The sequence below is a fragment of the Nostoc sp. TCL240-02 genome (genome assembly GCF_013343235.1).
Lineage (GTDB): Bacteria > Cyanobacteriota > Cyanobacteriia > Cyanobacteriales > Nostocaceae > Nostoc.
This window is the reverse complement of record NZ_CP040094.1, coordinates 3045862-3059646: the sequence shown is the minus strand read 5'-3', so window position 1 is coordinate 3059646 and position 13785 is coordinate 3045862. Positions and strand designations below refer to the sequence as shown.

At 42.3% G+C, this 13785-nt stretch carries 13 protein-coding genes and 1 pseudogene; 9 read left to right on the top strand and 5 right to left on the bottom strand.

What is annotated here, in order from left to right; genetic code table 11:
• Window positions 1-153 precede the first annotated feature (153 nt).
• Window positions 154-1668: a phenylacetate--CoA ligase family protein gene (locus FBB35_RS13075; protein WP_174709974.1), complete on the top strand. Its 1515-nt coding sequence runs from the start codon at window positions 154-156 to the stop codon at window positions 1666-1668.
• A 56-nt stretch (window positions 1669-1724) separates the two neighbouring features.
• Here FBB35_RS13075 and FBB35_RS13070 read toward each other — a convergent pair whose 3' ends face one another.
• On the bottom strand, window positions 1725-2363 hold the full coding sequence (locus tag FBB35_RS13070; RefSeq protein ID WP_174709973.1) for a transposase: 639 nt from the start codon (window positions 2361-2363) through the stop codon (window positions 1725-1727).
• Window positions 2364-2622: 259 nt separating this feature from the next.
• Between FBB35_RS13070 and FBB35_RS13065 the strand changes: the two genes are divergently transcribed.
• The 4 genes from FBB35_RS13065 to FBB35_RS13050 all read left to right on the top strand — a co-directional run bounded on the left by FBB35_RS13065 (window position 2623) and on the right by FBB35_RS13050 (window position 4147).
• Window positions 2623-3437, top strand: a protein-coding gene (locus FBB35_RS13065; RefSeq protein ID WP_174708067.1) for an IS5 family transposase whose coding sequence is annotated in 2 segments (ribosomal slippage) — window positions 2623-2989 and window positions 2989-3437 — 816 coding nt in all. Because the reading frame shifts where the segments join, the coding sequence is not laid out codon by codon here.
• 92 nt (window positions 3438-3529) lie between these two features.
• A complete protein-coding gene (locus tag FBB35_RS13060) occupies window positions 3530-3808 on the top strand; it encodes a hypothetical protein (protein WP_174709972.1) in 279 nt (92 codons plus the stop codon).
• The gene (locus FBB35_RS13055) at window positions 3801-3956 is read left to right on the top strand and encodes a type II toxin-antitoxin system RelE/ParE family toxin (RefSeq protein ID WP_254625939.1); all 156 of its coding nucleotides are present in this window, start codon (window positions 3801-3803) and stop codon (window positions 3954-3956) included. Before FBB35_RS13060 ends, FBB35_RS13055 begins: the two co-directional genes overlap by 8 nt.
• A complete protein-coding gene (locus FBB35_RS13050) occupies window positions 3953-4147 on the top strand; it encodes a hypothetical protein (protein ID WP_174709971.1) in 195 nt (64 codons plus the stop codon). Before FBB35_RS13055 ends, FBB35_RS13050 begins: the two co-directional genes overlap by 4 nt.
• Window positions 4148-4218: 71 nt before the next feature.
• Here the strand turns inward: FBB35_RS13050 and FBB35_RS13045 are convergent, their stop codons facing one another.
• Window positions 4219-7929, bottom strand: a complete 3711-nt coding sequence (locus FBB35_RS13045; protein WP_174709970.1) for a HEAT repeat domain-containing protein — start codon at window positions 7927-7929, stop codon at window positions 4219-4221.
• 160 nt (window positions 7930-8089) lie between these two features.
• On the opposite strand from FBB35_RS13045, the gene FBB35_RS13040 reads away from it, so the two are divergent.
• Window positions 8090-8344 (top strand): hypothetical protein, encoded by a 255-nt coding sequence (locus FBB35_RS13040; RefSeq protein ID WP_174709969.1) that lies wholly within the window; start codon window positions 8090-8092, stop codon window positions 8342-8344.
• An 80-nt stretch (window positions 8345-8424) separates the two neighbouring features.
• On the opposite strand, the gene FBB35_RS13035 is transcribed toward FBB35_RS13040, so the two are convergent.
• Window positions 8425-8667: a hypothetical protein gene (locus FBB35_RS13035; protein WP_174709968.1), complete on the bottom strand. Its 243-nt coding sequence runs from the start codon at window positions 8665-8667 to the stop codon at window positions 8425-8427.
• Between the two features lie 148 nt (window positions 8668-8815).
• Here FBB35_RS13035 and FBB35_RS13030 point away from each other — a divergent pair, with 148 nt between their 5' ends.
• Window positions 8816-9208 carry a hypothetical protein gene (locus FBB35_RS13030; RefSeq protein ID WP_174709967.1) on the top strand — a complete coding sequence of 131 codons (393 nt, stop codon included), beginning with the start codon at window positions 8816-8818 and terminating at the stop codon, window positions 9206-9208.
• A 59-nt stretch (window positions 9209-9267) separates the two neighbouring features.
• Here the strand turns inward: FBB35_RS13030 and FBB35_RS13025 are convergent.
• Window positions 9268-9853 (bottom strand): annotated as a pseudogene (locus FBB35_RS13025) (Uma2 family endonuclease).
• Window positions 9854-10006: 153 nt separating this feature from the next.
• Between FBB35_RS13025 and fni the strand changes: the two are divergent.
• Window positions 10007-11056, top strand: a complete 1050-nt coding sequence (gene fni / locus FBB35_RS13020; RefSeq protein ID WP_174709966.1) for a type 2 isopentenyl-diphosphate Delta-isomerase — start codon at window positions 10007-10009, stop codon at window positions 11054-11056.
• 205 nt (window positions 11057-11261) lie between these two features.
• Window positions 11262-13097, top strand: coding sequence for a signal peptide peptidase SppA (gene sppA / locus FBB35_RS13015; RefSeq protein WP_174709965.1), 1836 nt, complete (start codon window positions 11262-11264; stop codon window positions 13095-13097).
• A 63-nt stretch (window positions 13098-13160) separates the two neighbouring features.
• Here sppA and FBB35_RS13010 read toward each other — a convergent pair whose 3' ends face one another.
• The gene (locus FBB35_RS13010) at window positions 13161-13718 is read right to left on the bottom strand and encodes an HPP family protein (RefSeq protein WP_174709964.1); all 558 of its coding nucleotides are present in this window, start codon (window positions 13716-13718) and stop codon (window positions 13161-13163) included.
• Between the last annotated feature and the right edge of the window lie 67 nt (window positions 13719-13785).

Below are 13785 nucleotides of genomic sequence, written 5' to 3'. Positions count from 1 at the left end.
TCGGATATCCTACCAAACATTAGGAGATGGGTGTTCCTATAGTAAATCTATGTTGGGGAGAATCACTGGAGTTTTGCGGGTATCAGATAACGGCTAGAATACTCACAGCAAATAATAGTGTTGGTTCTATTTTCAGGATAAACAACAAGCGTCATGAACTGCAAACCACGACAGCAGCGAGTAATTAAAGCATTTGAAGATTTTTTGTCTACTCCCCTAGAAACGATATTGCAACGGCATCTCAACACTCAAACTTCGGCAGCTTTAACTTTATTTCATGATGTGGCGGCTAATGTACCTGCCTACAAAGCTTTTTTAGCAGAAAGGGAAATTAATCCCGCGACTATTCAAACCTTGGAGGAGTTTCAAAAACTCCCAGCGATCGCTAAACAAAATTATATACTGAGTTATCCTTTAGCTGACTTGTGCCGCAACGGGCAATTAGAAGCGTGCGATATGATCGCCGCTTCATCAGGTTCTAGTGGTAAACCGACATTTTGGCCTCGTTTTTTCACAGATGAACTCCAAATCGCCACACGTTTTGAACAAATTTTTCACGATAGTTTTCATTCAGATACTAGACGTACCCTAGCAGTGATTTGTTTCACTTTAGGCACTTGGGTAGGTGGGATGTTCACTACTAATTGCTGTCGTTATCTTGCTAGCAAAGGTTATCTCATCACTGTAATTACTCCTGGTAACAACAAAGAAGAAATTTTGCGAGTTGTCCAAGAACTTGGTTCAGCATTTGAGCAAGTGGTGTTATTGGGATACCCGCCATTTTTGAAAGATGTGATTGATACTGGTATCGCCCGTGGTGTGGAGTGGCAGCAATATCAGATTAAATTGGTGATGGCGGGAGAAGTATTTAGTGAAGAATGGCGGAGTTTAGTTGGCGAAAGAGTTGGTTCACAAAATCCTTGCTATGATTTTGCATCACTCTACGGCACTGCGGATGCAGGAGTTTTGGGTAATGAAACACCGTTAAGTATCTGCATTCGCCGTTTTTTGGCAGAAAATCCCGATGCCGCTAGAGCTTTATTTGGCGAATCACGTTTACCCACACTAGTACAATACGATCCCTTTACTCGCTTTTTTGAAGTTCACGATGGCGGATTGCTGTTTTCGGGAGATAACGGTATTCCCTTAGTGCGTTATGACATTTTAGATACTGGCGGGATAATTAGTTATGATGCGATGCTGCAATTTTTAGCAGAATGGGGATTTAACCCGCTTGAACATCTCCGTTCTGACAGTCAACAATCACCAAGAGGCATTCATCAGCTACCTTTCGTTTATGTCTTCGGCCGTTCTAACTTTACAGTTTCTTACTTTGGCGCAAATATCTATCCCGAAAATGTGACGGTGGGATTAGAACAACCAGGAATTCAAGAATGGGTAACGGGTAAATTTGTGTTGCAGGTGAAGGAAGATGCAGATAAGAATCGATTTTTATCTGTGGTTGTGGAGTTAGGAGCAGGGATAGAGGGTAGTGAAGAGAAAAAAGAAGCGATCGCATCTTCTATTCTTTCACAACTGTTACGGTTAAATAGCGAGTTTGCTAATTATGTTCCCGCAGAATATCAAACACCACAGGTTACATTAGCGCCTATGGGGGATGCAGAATATTTTCCTGTTGGGGTGAAACATCGGTATACGCGTCAATAGTACAAGACGCGATGCGATGAATAATCAAACACAAGAAGACGCGATGAATCGCGTCTCTACAAGGGGGGATGGGGTGGATGTTCGCGATCGCTCTCCCAATTGATTGGGTTATTGATAATATATTGTCTAATTTGATCGAGGGCGAATTCATCACGAATTATGTTGTCATGAAACCTTTGTTGCCATCCAAAACCTTCATATATTTGATTAATTTCAAATGAACATCGTCCTTTGTACCACCTAACAATTTTAGAAAGGGAATTTTTAGACAACATCGGATTAAATAACCCAGTAACCCCACCCCGTTGCCCATCCCCCCGTTGACTTGTAGAGACGCGATTCATCGCGTCTTCCTCCTGTATACGTATATTCATCGCGTCTCCTTCTCGTATTTGATTAATAACCAAAATCCCATGAATATGATTAGGCATGACGCAAAACGAATCTAGCTGGCAATTAGAAAAATTATTAGGAATCTCGTACCACAATTTCTGAGCAATTACTCCAATTGGCGATCGCTGCATTTCACCTTGCACAACCTCACCAAAAAAGCATTTTTTACCGTGGGTGCAAATAGTAATGAAATATCCAGCGTTACTAGCATAACTCCATGCTGGTAAACGGGTTGAATCAATTCGATATTTACCTTTGTATTTAGGTTTGTTGTTTTCTGGTTGAGACTCATCATTATTCATGATTACATCTTTGATATAAAAATTTATGCAATTATGGCTTTGCATTCATGTAATTGCCAACCCAAAAAACTCGGAATTACTCGCGCTATGTAAATGATGGGAAGGAAGAAGACGCGATAAATCGCCGTCTCTACAAAGGGGGCGATCGCCTCTGCCGATGTTTTCCCTAAGAGCTGATTCGTAAAGAAAATCTAAAGAAAACTGAATCCGGTTTTGTTCAGGTTATAGGCTAAGTCGAGTGTAATTTATGTTGTAGTCGATGAGCCGTCTACCTGCGATTGAAAATCCACAGCGTAAACCCTACCCAAGTGATTTAAGCGATGCCGAATGGTTAATTATCAAGCCCTTTCTACCAAAACCTAAAGGGTTTGGGCATCCTGTAGAAGTAGATTTACGAGAAATTTTGAATGCTATTTTCTATGTGCAACGTACCGGGTGTCAGTGGGAAATGCTACCCCATGATCTTCCACCTTACACAACAGTATACGGCTACTTTCAGAAATGGCAGCGCAAAGGAATATGGCAGAAAATTCACGACCAAGTGCGCCATCAACTGCGACAAGATTTGGGCAGAGACGAACACTCTAGCGTTGCGATCGCCGATTCTCAGTCAGTGAAGACAACGGAAAAAAAGGGGAAGTCTACGGTTTCGATGGTGGTAAGAAAGTTAAAGGCCGTAAGCGACATATAGTTGTGGATTCTCAAGGTTTGTTGATTGGCGTTTTAGTGACTGAAGCTAATGCGTCGGAACGTTTGGGGGCTGTGGTTGTACTCCATGAATCGGCTCAGGAATTGTCTAAATTGGAAGTTGTTTGGGTAGATCAAGGCTATTCTGGTGAAAACTTTGCTCAAGCTGTCAAGCAAGTTTGCGGAGAACAGGTTCGTGTTGAGGTGATTGAGAGAATATCGAAAACATTTGAACGATTACCCAAGCGGTGGATTGTGGAAAGGACATTCGGCTGGCTCAATCGATTTCGGCGTTTGAGCAAGGATTATGAGTTGTACACAGAGATCAGTGAAGCCATGATTTACGGCTCATTGATTCGTCTGATGGTAAAACGAATGGCAGCTTAATCTTTTGTTTACGAATCAGCTCTAAGATAACCAAAGCACTTGGAAGATTTGATGCATAATAAAAACTAAACCTTGAAATTATGAAGTAGGCAATGAATACTACCGATAATTCTCCGATGGATGATGGGTCATCAGCAGATTTGATCTCTGTCGCAGAGTTACAGCAACAGCTTAATGGCTTACTCCAGCAACTCTCTCCAGAGCGATTATTGGTGCTGACTGATTTTGCTGCTTATTTGGCAAATGCTGAAAGCGAAGCTGCAACCCAAGAACTTTTGGCAATTCCTGGATTGTTAGAGCGAGTTAAGCAAAATCAAGTAACGCCTAAAGCCCAATACACCGCCTGGAGAACTCTTCGCTCTGATGTATGAAGTTATTCTTCATCCCGATGTCCAAGAAGTTTATGTCAATGCTGAGAAAGCTTTTGCTAAGAAAATTGCCCGATGTTTCCAGCAGCTAGAACAAACTCCTCGATCGCACCCCAACATTAAAGCCCTGAAGGATCGCTCATCGCAGTGAGGTATATAAACCGTAAAGGCGATCGCTTAATCAATTCATCGAGGCGATCGCAAAAACGATGCCTGCGGCGGGCTACGCCTACGCATTCCCATTCTGTTCACAATATCCGTTTTATTAGGGGCGATCGCATTCCCTGGATTGCGGAAATATCGGACGTGATAGATTTACGAGACACTTACAAGATGCAATGAATCGCGTCTTTACAAGGGATTGCTGCTTCTACATTTCGCTTATGTTTTGGCTGGAGGAAGTATTTTCTTTCCTACTCTCCATTTTTCACTTTCTCTTGTTGATGCCAAGCTTGATAAAAAGCGGGGTAGGGCATACTTTGGGCGGACTTCCAGATAACTTTGTAGCAACTATAAAATAGCTCAAAGTCATTTTTATAAGTTTCAGGTGATAAGTAATCCTTTAACAAGGTGACAACATTTGGCATCTGTTCGTCTAACATAATTTTCTCTAAGCTAGATGCCACTTGCCATCGGATAGAATCATCCAGTTCTGGTTTGGGGATTAACTCTACTAAAGCAGCAATCGCTTTTTGGTTGCCAGAGCTAATTTTCCCTAAGCTAGATGCCGCTAGCCTTCGGCTAGAATCATGCAGTTGTGGTTTGCCGATTAACTCTACTAAAGCAGCGATCGCTTTTTGATTGCCAGGGTCAATTTGCCCTAAGCTTTCTGCCACTAACCTTCGGATAAAATCATCCAGTTGTGGTTTGCTGATTAACCCCACCAAAGCATCAATCACTTTTTGATTGCCAGAGTCAATTTGCCCTAAGCTTTCTGCCGCTTGCCTTCGGGTAGAATAATCCAGTTGTGATTTGCCGATTAACTCTAGCAAAGTATCAATCGCTTTTTGATTGCTAGGGTCAATTTGCCTTAAGCTAGATGCCGCTAACCTTCGGGTAGAATCACCCAGTTGTGGTTTGTCGATTAACTCCACTAAAGCATCAATCGCTTTTTGGTTGCCAGCACCAATTTCCGCTAGACTAAATGCTGCTCGCCATCGGGTAGAATCATCCAGTTGTGGTTTGCCGATTAACTCTACCAAAGCATCAATTGCTTTTTGGTTGCCAGTGTCAATTTGTCCTAGACTAAATGCTGCTTGCCATCGGGTAGAATCATCTAGTTGTAGTTTGTCGATTAACTCTACCAAAGCATCAATTGCTTTTTGGTTGCCAGTGTCAATTTGCCCTAAGCTAAATGCTTCTTGCCATCGGGTAGAATCACCCAGTTGTGGTTTGTCGATTAACTCCACTAAAGCATCAATCGCTTTTTGGTTGCCAGTGTCCATTTGCCTTAAGCTTTTTGCCGCTAGCCTTCGGATATCATCATTCAGTTGTGGTTTGTCGATTAACTCCACTAAAGCATCAATTGCTTTTTGATTGCCAGAGCCAATTTGCCTTAAGCTTTCTACTGCTAGCCTTCGGGTATCATCATCCAGTTGTGGTTTGCTGATTAACTCCACCAAAGCATCAATCGCTTTTTGGTTGCCAGAGCCAATTTCTCCTAAGCTTTCTGCCGCTTGCCATCGGGTAGAATAATCCAGTTGTGGTTTGCCGATTAACTTCACCAAGGCATCAATCGCTTTTTGGTTGCCAGTGTCCATTTGCCTTAAGCTTTTTGCCGCTAGCCTTCGGATATCATCATTGAGTTGTGGTTTGCCGATTAACTCCACCAAAGCATCAATCGCTTTTTGATTACCAGAGCCAATTTGCCCTAAGCTTTTTACCCCTGGCCATCGGGTATCATCATTGAGTTGTGGTTTGCTGATTAACTCCACCAAAGCATCAATCGCTTTTTGGTTGCCAGAGCCAATTTCCCCTAAGCTAGATGCTGCTAGCCATCGGGTATCATCATCGAGTTGTGGTTTGGCGATTAACTCCACCAAAGCAGCGATCGCTTTTATGCGATTTGTTTGAGGTAGTACTGTCCTTGCTCCCTCTGAGATTGGGTAAAGAGATTCTACCCACTTGTTTTGCTTAACCTCAAACTTGCCAAAGCCGCATTTAACGATTTCCGCCACAATAGCATCTGCGTTGCAAGAATTTTTCCACTCATCAACCCCCGCAGCAACGAGAAAATAAGCGCGAAACTCGTAAAATCCCCTTCTGACTCTATCAATAGCTCTGTATTCTCCGCACCCATCATCAAATTCCACCAATGCCTGAATAAACTTTTCTTTCTCCTCCCTCTTCACATCCTCACGTCCCAACCACAGCAAAATCACCTCTTTCCACTGTGGGGCAAAAATGCGATAAACGCCTAGCGTGGGGTTGTCAGGAACATGATTCAGAAACTCGTGCCAATTCTCAACCGCTAACGCTGCAAAATATTCCTCAAATGTGGGATGGTAGAAAGCGTAAACTTTTTCTTTTGTTGCTGATTCTGCAGCCAGTCCAACTTCATTTAGCCATCCCAACTTTAACGCTAACCAAAATAAAGAATTTTGCTGTTTTGCATCACCTAATTCCTCACGCACAAACTTATGACGTAGCCGAAACCGTGATGCTTCTTGATCGATTGCCCGTTTTGCCAAACGTCCCAACGCTGCGTTTAATTCTTCTTGCTGCTGTTCGGTGGTAGGGAAGCGGTTTTCTTTCCACTTGTAAACCTCTTCCACAAACTGCTGATAAAGTCCGGCGTTAGTTTCCGGTAAACCTTTATCGGAACCTTGCCAAGTGCTACACAACAACGCTAACCGCAAAGGATTTTTAACTAAATCTTGGATGCGCTGACGTTCAGCTTTATCTAATTCCTGCCATAATCTTTCGCCTTTGTCTACATCCTTGTTGTGAAACCAACGCCGAATAAACTCTTGCACTTGTTGCGGATATTCAAAATTGAGTAACCGATATGTCTCAAAATTTTCTAAAGCGTTGGCGTTTGCTTCCCAAACATTCACCCGACAAGTCAGCACAACCCGCGCATTTTTCACCCATCCCGTCAACTGCTGGGAAATCTCAGTTAATGGTTGGGGTGAAGACATTTCATCTGCTGCATCCAACAACAACCACACACGATTATTCTTGAATAAATCTGCTAAAGCCTTTTTCTCTTCTTCTGTTGTATCTTCTACCGGTTCTAAAGCATCCTCTAGCCAATGTTGCAACAGATAATCTTTTACACTCTTTCCTGGCAAGTCTGCTAAAGAAATCCAAATTGGTAAACCCAGATTGTTGTTTAATATCCAAAAAGCTATAGTTTGCAACTGAGTAGTTTTTCCCGCACCCGGTTCCCCAATTAAAGCGATGCGGTGTCCTTGAGTTTTACCAACACTATCACGGATAATTTTCTCTAAAAAAGCCTCATGTTCAAATCGCTGCTTCTCTTCATAACTCGGTTCGTAAAGTTGCGAACCTTGTTCTGGGGAAATATCCTCGCTGCACTTCTTCGGTTTGTTACGCTCCACCAATGCTAAAGGGACATGAATTTCCTCTAGCTCAAATTTCATCTCTTCATAAGCAAACAGCAACTCATTTGTGGTGAGACGCTTGTGCTTTTCCAGCATAGCGCCGCAGATTTCTTGCCAGTAAGACTTGTCTGATTTCTGGGAATTCGCTTGTAAAGCTTTAGATTTTTCTGGTCTGTTGGTTTCCCATGCCTCTTCAAATTGCTTTAAGTTCTTTTCTTTATTCTTTGACCACAGTATCAGCGCGAAGTCCCAAATATCAGAACCCCTATCTTGGGTGCGGTTGTCCTCTAGAATCTCCAAAAAGTCTTCCAGCCGAGACAGCGCTTCTCGAATTTGCGGCTTGGTTAACTTATCTGAATATTTATCTTTCGCTGTCAGGTATTCCAAAGCTACCAGGGTTGTCTTGATTATCAGCCTTGGGTTGGCACTGTCTTCTGCTTTCCAGTCGAACTTAATATTAAAACTTTCTTCAAATTCTCCATTGGCAAAATCAAGCAAAGCCTCTAAAAGGCGCTTCACCCGTGCTTTTACCTGAGAACCGTAAGTCTTTTTAGGCATGACAGTCGAAAACAAATTCTAAAAAGTTTGGGGCTACCCCTAATTGAATGTACTACCCCAAACCCATGTATTCCTGATTTTAACGAGATTTTATCCGCCTTGATTGCGTTCACCACCCCAAAGAGATGCTCTATTCAACAACTCGTTTAGGTGGTAGGAAATGAAAAACAAGCCTCAAAACGCAAGTCAAAGAGCGATGTCTACGACGGGCTACGCCTACGCCTTTTTACTAATTCTGCAAACAATATTAATTGGCGTAAATGCCGAAAACCGCATTCAGCAAGGAGACTCAACAATCGAGGTTTTAATGTGGATGATTAACCAGTACATCCCAGTCCTAAAACAAGCTAGCAGTTTCCAAGAAAAACAGAAAAAGAGCCTGTTACCCAGCCATCGCCGTTCCAAAGATAAATAGGGAGACGGTTCGATTAAGGTTCTTAGATGAAAATCATAGATCCCAAAAACGCAATAAATCGCCGTTTTTACAATAATCAGTTATTTGTAGAGACGGCGATTTATCGCGTCTTTTACCTTAACCAAACCCAAACAGTATTCAGAAAACAAGTCTATTCGTTCAGAACACAAGCCCATTTGTTCAGAACACAAGCCCATTCGTCCAGAAAACAAGCCCATTCGTCCAGAACACAAGCCCATTCGTCCAGAACACAAGCCCATTCGTCCAGAACACAAGCCCATTCGTTCAGAACACAAGCCCATTCGTTCAGAACACAAGCCCATTCGTCCAGAACACAAGTTTATTGTCGTGTAATTACTGAGCTAGCTAGCTAATCTTATTACAAAAAACACCCTTTTTTGCAAGTTTTACTGAACCACTATACTGTTCCATTGAGACACTCTAGAAAGATAAGTTTAGTAAAAACTATCCATGCCACGTCAAAAAAGAACCTCTACTGTGCTAGAAAAAACCGAACAGAGAGTAATCGGATTTAAATCGATTAATTCCAGCCTGGACTTTGGTGATTCGATCAGCTTAAACCATTTAACCGAGTTAACCGGGCAACTTCGCAACCAAATTGACCAGTATAATATGATGCTAACTGCTATTGACACAGCAAAGGAACAAATAGAAACCCTTGAAAAGACTATCCGCGAAACTTCAGAGCGCTTAGTCAGTGGTGTAGTGTTAAAGTATGGCAAAGACAGTCGGGAATACGAAATGACTGGCGGAGTACGCAAAAGCGATCGCATTCGTAAAGCCACCATTACGCGGTTAAAATCGACAGCAGACTTAAAAGCAGCTTCTACACAAACGGCGTAATGAGCAACAAATAGGCATCATTCACGGTGAATGATGCCCCACACCTTAGTAGTTAGGCTTTATTCCTCAATTAACTCAAAATCAACCCGATCATAAATATCACGCAAGGTAATTTGAAATTCGATAGAATCTAAGACTAAAACTGGATCTTCACCTTCATATTCTTTAAAAATCCATTGTCCTTCTGTTTGCTTGGTAAATTGTTCTACAGCAAAACTATACTGGTCAATTATTATATATTCCTGAAAACCAGGAATTGAACGATAATATTTAAACTTATCTGTTTTGTCATAATTTTTAGTTGAATTTGATAAAACTTCAACAATTAGCAAGGGATTAGTAATAATTGTTGTACCTTTTCCCTCATAAATAGGCTTACCTTTGATTACTATGACATCAGGATAAGTATAAAGGCGATAACGAGGTATAAATACTTTAACATCGCTTATATACGTCATAACCTTGACCTTGCAATGTGTTAGGAAATTTTTTATAAAAATTACCTGCAATTTTATTGTGGTTGGTTGTTTCCACCGTCATCTGTATAATTTCTCCGTCTTTGTATTCATTTTTATATTCAGCTTTCTCTTCTAATTCCAAATATTCTTCTGGGGTGTAGTAGTGTTTTTCTGTTTGTAAAACCATATTAATTAACTCATAAAATGAGGGAATGGGTATGTTATCAATAGCGTAACGTACCCTAAAGATAGGCAAAATAAATATTTTTGTTATAAAAATACGGTTGCAGACAATGTAACAATAGCGATCGCAAGCAAATCCTTTTAGCCATATCCACTAGTGAACGTCCCTACCAACATCTCTGCACAAACTCAGAATCGCAAAGCCGATCACATTCGGATCTGTTTAGAAGAAGATGTTCAGTCTCATCAAATCACCAATGGACTGGAACGTTATCGTTTCACCCATTCTTGCTTACCCGAACTGAACCATGACGAGATTGATATCAGTACAGCTTTCCTGGGGAAACACCTTGGCGCACCCTTGTTAATTTCTTCCATGACTGGTGGAACAGAACAAGCCGCAATGATTAACCAACGTTTGGCCCAAGTCGCGCAACATTACAAAATTGCAATGGGTGTCGGTTCGCAGCGAGTAGCGGTAGAAAAACCCCAAGTGGCTGATACTTTTGCTGTCCGCAAGTATGCCCCTGACGTTCTGCTATTTGCAAATCTGGGGGCTGTGCAACTTAACTACAAGTACGGCTTAGATGAATGTCTGCGGGTAGTTGATATTTTAGAAGCTGATGCCTTGATTTTACACATTAACCCTTTACAAGAGTGCATTCAACCCAAAGGTGATACTAATTTTCGGGGTTTGCTTGACAAGATTTCTATATTATGCACAAAATTGCCAGTACCAGTGATTGCGAAGGAAGTTGGTAACGGTATTTCAGCAGCGATCGCCAACAACCTTATTGCCGCCGGAGTAGCAGCCATTGATGTAGCGGGTGCGGGGGGTACTTCTTGGGCAAAGGTAGAAAGTGAACGGGCAGAAAATCCCTTACAACGTCGATTAGGGAAGACTTTTGCCGATTGGGGTTTACCGACAGCAGAGTGTATTACAACTATTAGAGCGATCGCTCCTGATGTGCCCTTAATTGCTTCGGGAGGTTTGCGTCATGGACTGGATGTTGCAGCCGCGATCGCCTTGGGAGCAGATATAGCTGGTTTAGCAATGCCTTTTTTGCAAGCAGCTGCAATATCAGAGACAGCAGTTGCAGAACTTGCTGAGGTATTAATCGCCGAAATCACCACAGTCTTATTCTGCACTGGCAACGCTACCTTGTATCAGTTAAAGCACTCTGGCAGTTTACAGCGCATAGAATAAGTAAATGGGGAATGGGGAAGAAGCAGGGGGAGCAGGGGGACAAGGGGGACAAGGGGGACAAGGGAGAATTATTGAAGAAGTCTCTCTCTTGTCTCCCCCCTCTTCCTTGTCTCCCTTGTCTCTTCTTCATGTTTAATTCCCAATCCCCAATCCCCAATCCCCAATCCCCAATTCCCAATTCCCAATTCCCAATTCCCAATAACTAATGCGTAATTTTATCAAACAAACTTTTGCTAGTTTAGTTGGCACATTATTAGGACTAATTATTTTTGGTGGTCTAGGAACCACTGGACTGTTGTTGCTAATATTCGCTGCTAGCTCGTCTAAAGATACAGGGCCAAATGTGAAAGATAAGTCAGTGTTGGTTTTTGACTTGTCGATGAAAATTACTGATAGCGAACCTAGTTCTGACGAACTGTTTCAAAACACAATATCAGGTGTGGATGATGAAAGAATGGCACTCCGCAAAGTTGTAGAAACTTTGGAAAAAGCACGACGCGATCCGCGAATTGTTGGGATCTACCTCGATTCAACTAACGGTAGTCAAGCTAATAACGTCGGCTATGCCTCCCTTAAAGAAATTCGGAAAGCGCTGGAGGAGTTTCGCACTTCTGGGAAAAAGATTGTGGCTTATGGCAGTGATTGGAGTGAAAAGGAATATTACCTTAGTTCAGTGGCAGATTCTATTGTGCTTAATCCTTTGGGATTGATGGAAGTCAATGGTTTGAGTTCACAGCCAATGTTCTTAGCGGGTGCATTACAAAAGTATGGCATTGGCGTGCAAGTCGTGCGGGTGGGTAAGTTCAAAGGTGCTGTAGAACCGTTTATCCTCAAAAAATTGAGTCCAGAAAACCGCGAACAAACTCAAAAATTGTTAGATGATGTTTGGGGAGAGTGGCGCACTACTGTAGGTGCAAGTCGGAAAATTGAACCTAACCAGTTGCAAGCGATCGCAGATAGTCAGGCGATACTGGAAGCCACACAAGCCAAAACTAGCGGTTTAGTCGATCGAGTAGCATACCCTGATGAAGTGGTGAGTGACCTCAAAAAGTTGACAAATAGCGATAAAGACGACAAAACATTCCGACAAATTAACCTGAATAACTACGCAGAAGTTTCTGGCAAATCTTTGGGTGTAGAACGTAGCTCAAAAAATCAAATTGCCGTTGTTTATGCTGAGGGTGAAATTGTCGATGGCAAAGGTGATGGTGGACAAGTAGGAGGCGATCGCTTTGCCAAAATCTTCAATAAACTCCGACAAGATAAGGATGTGAAGGCTGTTGTATTGCGGATTAATAGTCCTGGTGGTAGCGCTACCGCAGCCGAAGTTATGCAGCGAGAAGTGAAATTAACTCGTGAGGTAAAACCGGTTGTAGTGTCAATGGGTGATGTAGCCGCCTCTGGAGGTTATTGGATTGCTAGCGACTCTAATCGCATTTTTGCTGAACCAAATACCATTACAGGTTCAATAGGTGTATTTGGGTTGCTATTTAATGGTGAAAAGCTGGCCAATGATAACGGCATCACCTGGGATGCGGTGAAAACTGGAGCCTATGCTGATAGTCAAACAGTTTCGCGTCCAAAATCGCCTCAAGAGTTGGCACTTTATCAACGTAGTGTTAACCGTATTTATAATATGTTTCTGAATAAAGTTTCTCAAGGTCGGAAACTCCCAGAACAAAAAGTTGCAGAAATTGCCCAAGGAAGGGTTTGGTCTGGTGTGGCGGCGAAGGAAATTGGTTTAGTGGATGAAATTGGTGGTTTGAATAGTGCGATCGCTTATGCTGTCAAAGAGGCGAAACTAGGAGAAGACTGGGAAGTGCAAGAATATCCTCGCACTAGCAGTTTTGGAGAACGCTTTTTTGGGCGTGCAACTGAAGAGGCGCGGACTGCTTTAGGAATTGAAGCGACGCAAATTAAACCATCTAACCCCATCATCACTGAATTCCAGAAATTGCAACAGGAAGTAGAGATTCTCCAAAAAATGAACGATCCACAGGGGGTTTATGCGCGTTTGCCTTTCAACCTGAAGATTGAGTAATTTCTGTAGGGGCAATTCATGAATTGCCCCTACATTTTGCGCTTGATTTCTCTAGAGACAATATTATAACCAGTGTTTTGGATACGTCCTTTCTTCCGCTAAATTATTAAAGATCACAGCGCATAGCACTAAAATCATCGATCCCTCAAACGCAGGTGTTAGCAGAAATTGCCAGTCTGGTTTCGTCATCATGACGACTAATGCAACAGCACCCGAAGGTGGGTGTAGAGTTCCGGTAAGCTGCATGATTCCGATCGCACTAGAAACAGCCATTCCCATTGCAAAGGGAGAAGCACCGAAAAAATGCAGAATTATCAGACTCACCATAGCAGCTAAAAGATTACCCCCAATAACATTGCGAGGCTGAGCCAAAGGACTGTCAGGCACACCAAATATCAAGACACTCGTAGCACCAAAAGGAGCCATCAGCAAAGGAGAATTAGTTTTTGCAGCCAGGTAAGACGTTGCAGTTATGGCTAAAAAACTACCGATCCAACTCCAAAAAACATGTCGATGATGAGGTCTGTCTATTGGACAGGTTAACGGACAGGATCGCCATCTGCCAAAGGTTTTAAACCAATAATTTTTTAATTTCAACCGAACTTTTTTACCGTCGATCATGAATGAACCACTCGATAATCATGACTCCCTGAATTGACTGAGCAAGGCTTTGCTAAAGTTACAATAA

Excerpts from the sequence above, each read along its gene's own strand:
- FBB35_RS13075 (WP_174709974.1), top strand. The coding sequence starts at position 154 with ATGAACTGCAAACCACGACAGCAGCGAGTAATTAAAGCATTTGAAGAT.
- FBB35_RS13070 (WP_174709973.1), bottom strand. The coding sequence starts at position 2,363 with ATGAATAATGATGAGTCTCAACCAGAAAACAACAAACCTAAATACAAA.
- FBB35_RS13060 (WP_174709972.1), top strand. The coding sequence starts at position 3,530 with ATGAATACTACCGATAATTCTCCGATGGATGATGGGTCATCAGCAGAT.
- FBB35_RS13055 (WP_254625939.1), top strand. The coding sequence starts at position 3,801 with ATGTATGAAGTTATTCTTCATCCCGATGTCCAAGAAGTTTATGTCAAT.
- FBB35_RS13045 (WP_174709970.1), bottom strand. The coding sequence starts at position 7,929 with ATGCCTAAAAAGACTTACGGTTCTCAGGTAAAAGCACGGGTGAAGCGC.
- FBB35_RS13040 (WP_174709969.1), top strand. The coding sequence starts at position 8,090 with ATGAAAAACAAGCCTCAAAACGCAAGTCAAAGAGCGATGTCTACGACG.
- FBB35_RS13035 (WP_174709968.1), bottom strand. The coding sequence starts at position 8,667 with ATGGGCTTGTGTTCTGAACGAATGGGCTTGTGTTCTGAACGAATGGGC.
- FBB35_RS13030 (WP_174709967.1), top strand. The coding sequence starts at position 8,816 with ATGCCACGTCAAAAAAGAACCTCTACTGTGCTAGAAAAAACCGAACAG.
- sppA (WP_174709965.1), top strand. The coding sequence starts at position 11,262 with ATGCGTAATTTTATCAAACAAACTTTTGCTAGTTTAGTTGGCACATTA.
- FBB35_RS13010 (WP_174709964.1), bottom strand. The coding sequence starts at position 13,718 with ATGATCGACGGTAAAAAAGTTCGGTTGAAATTAAAAAATTATTGGTTT.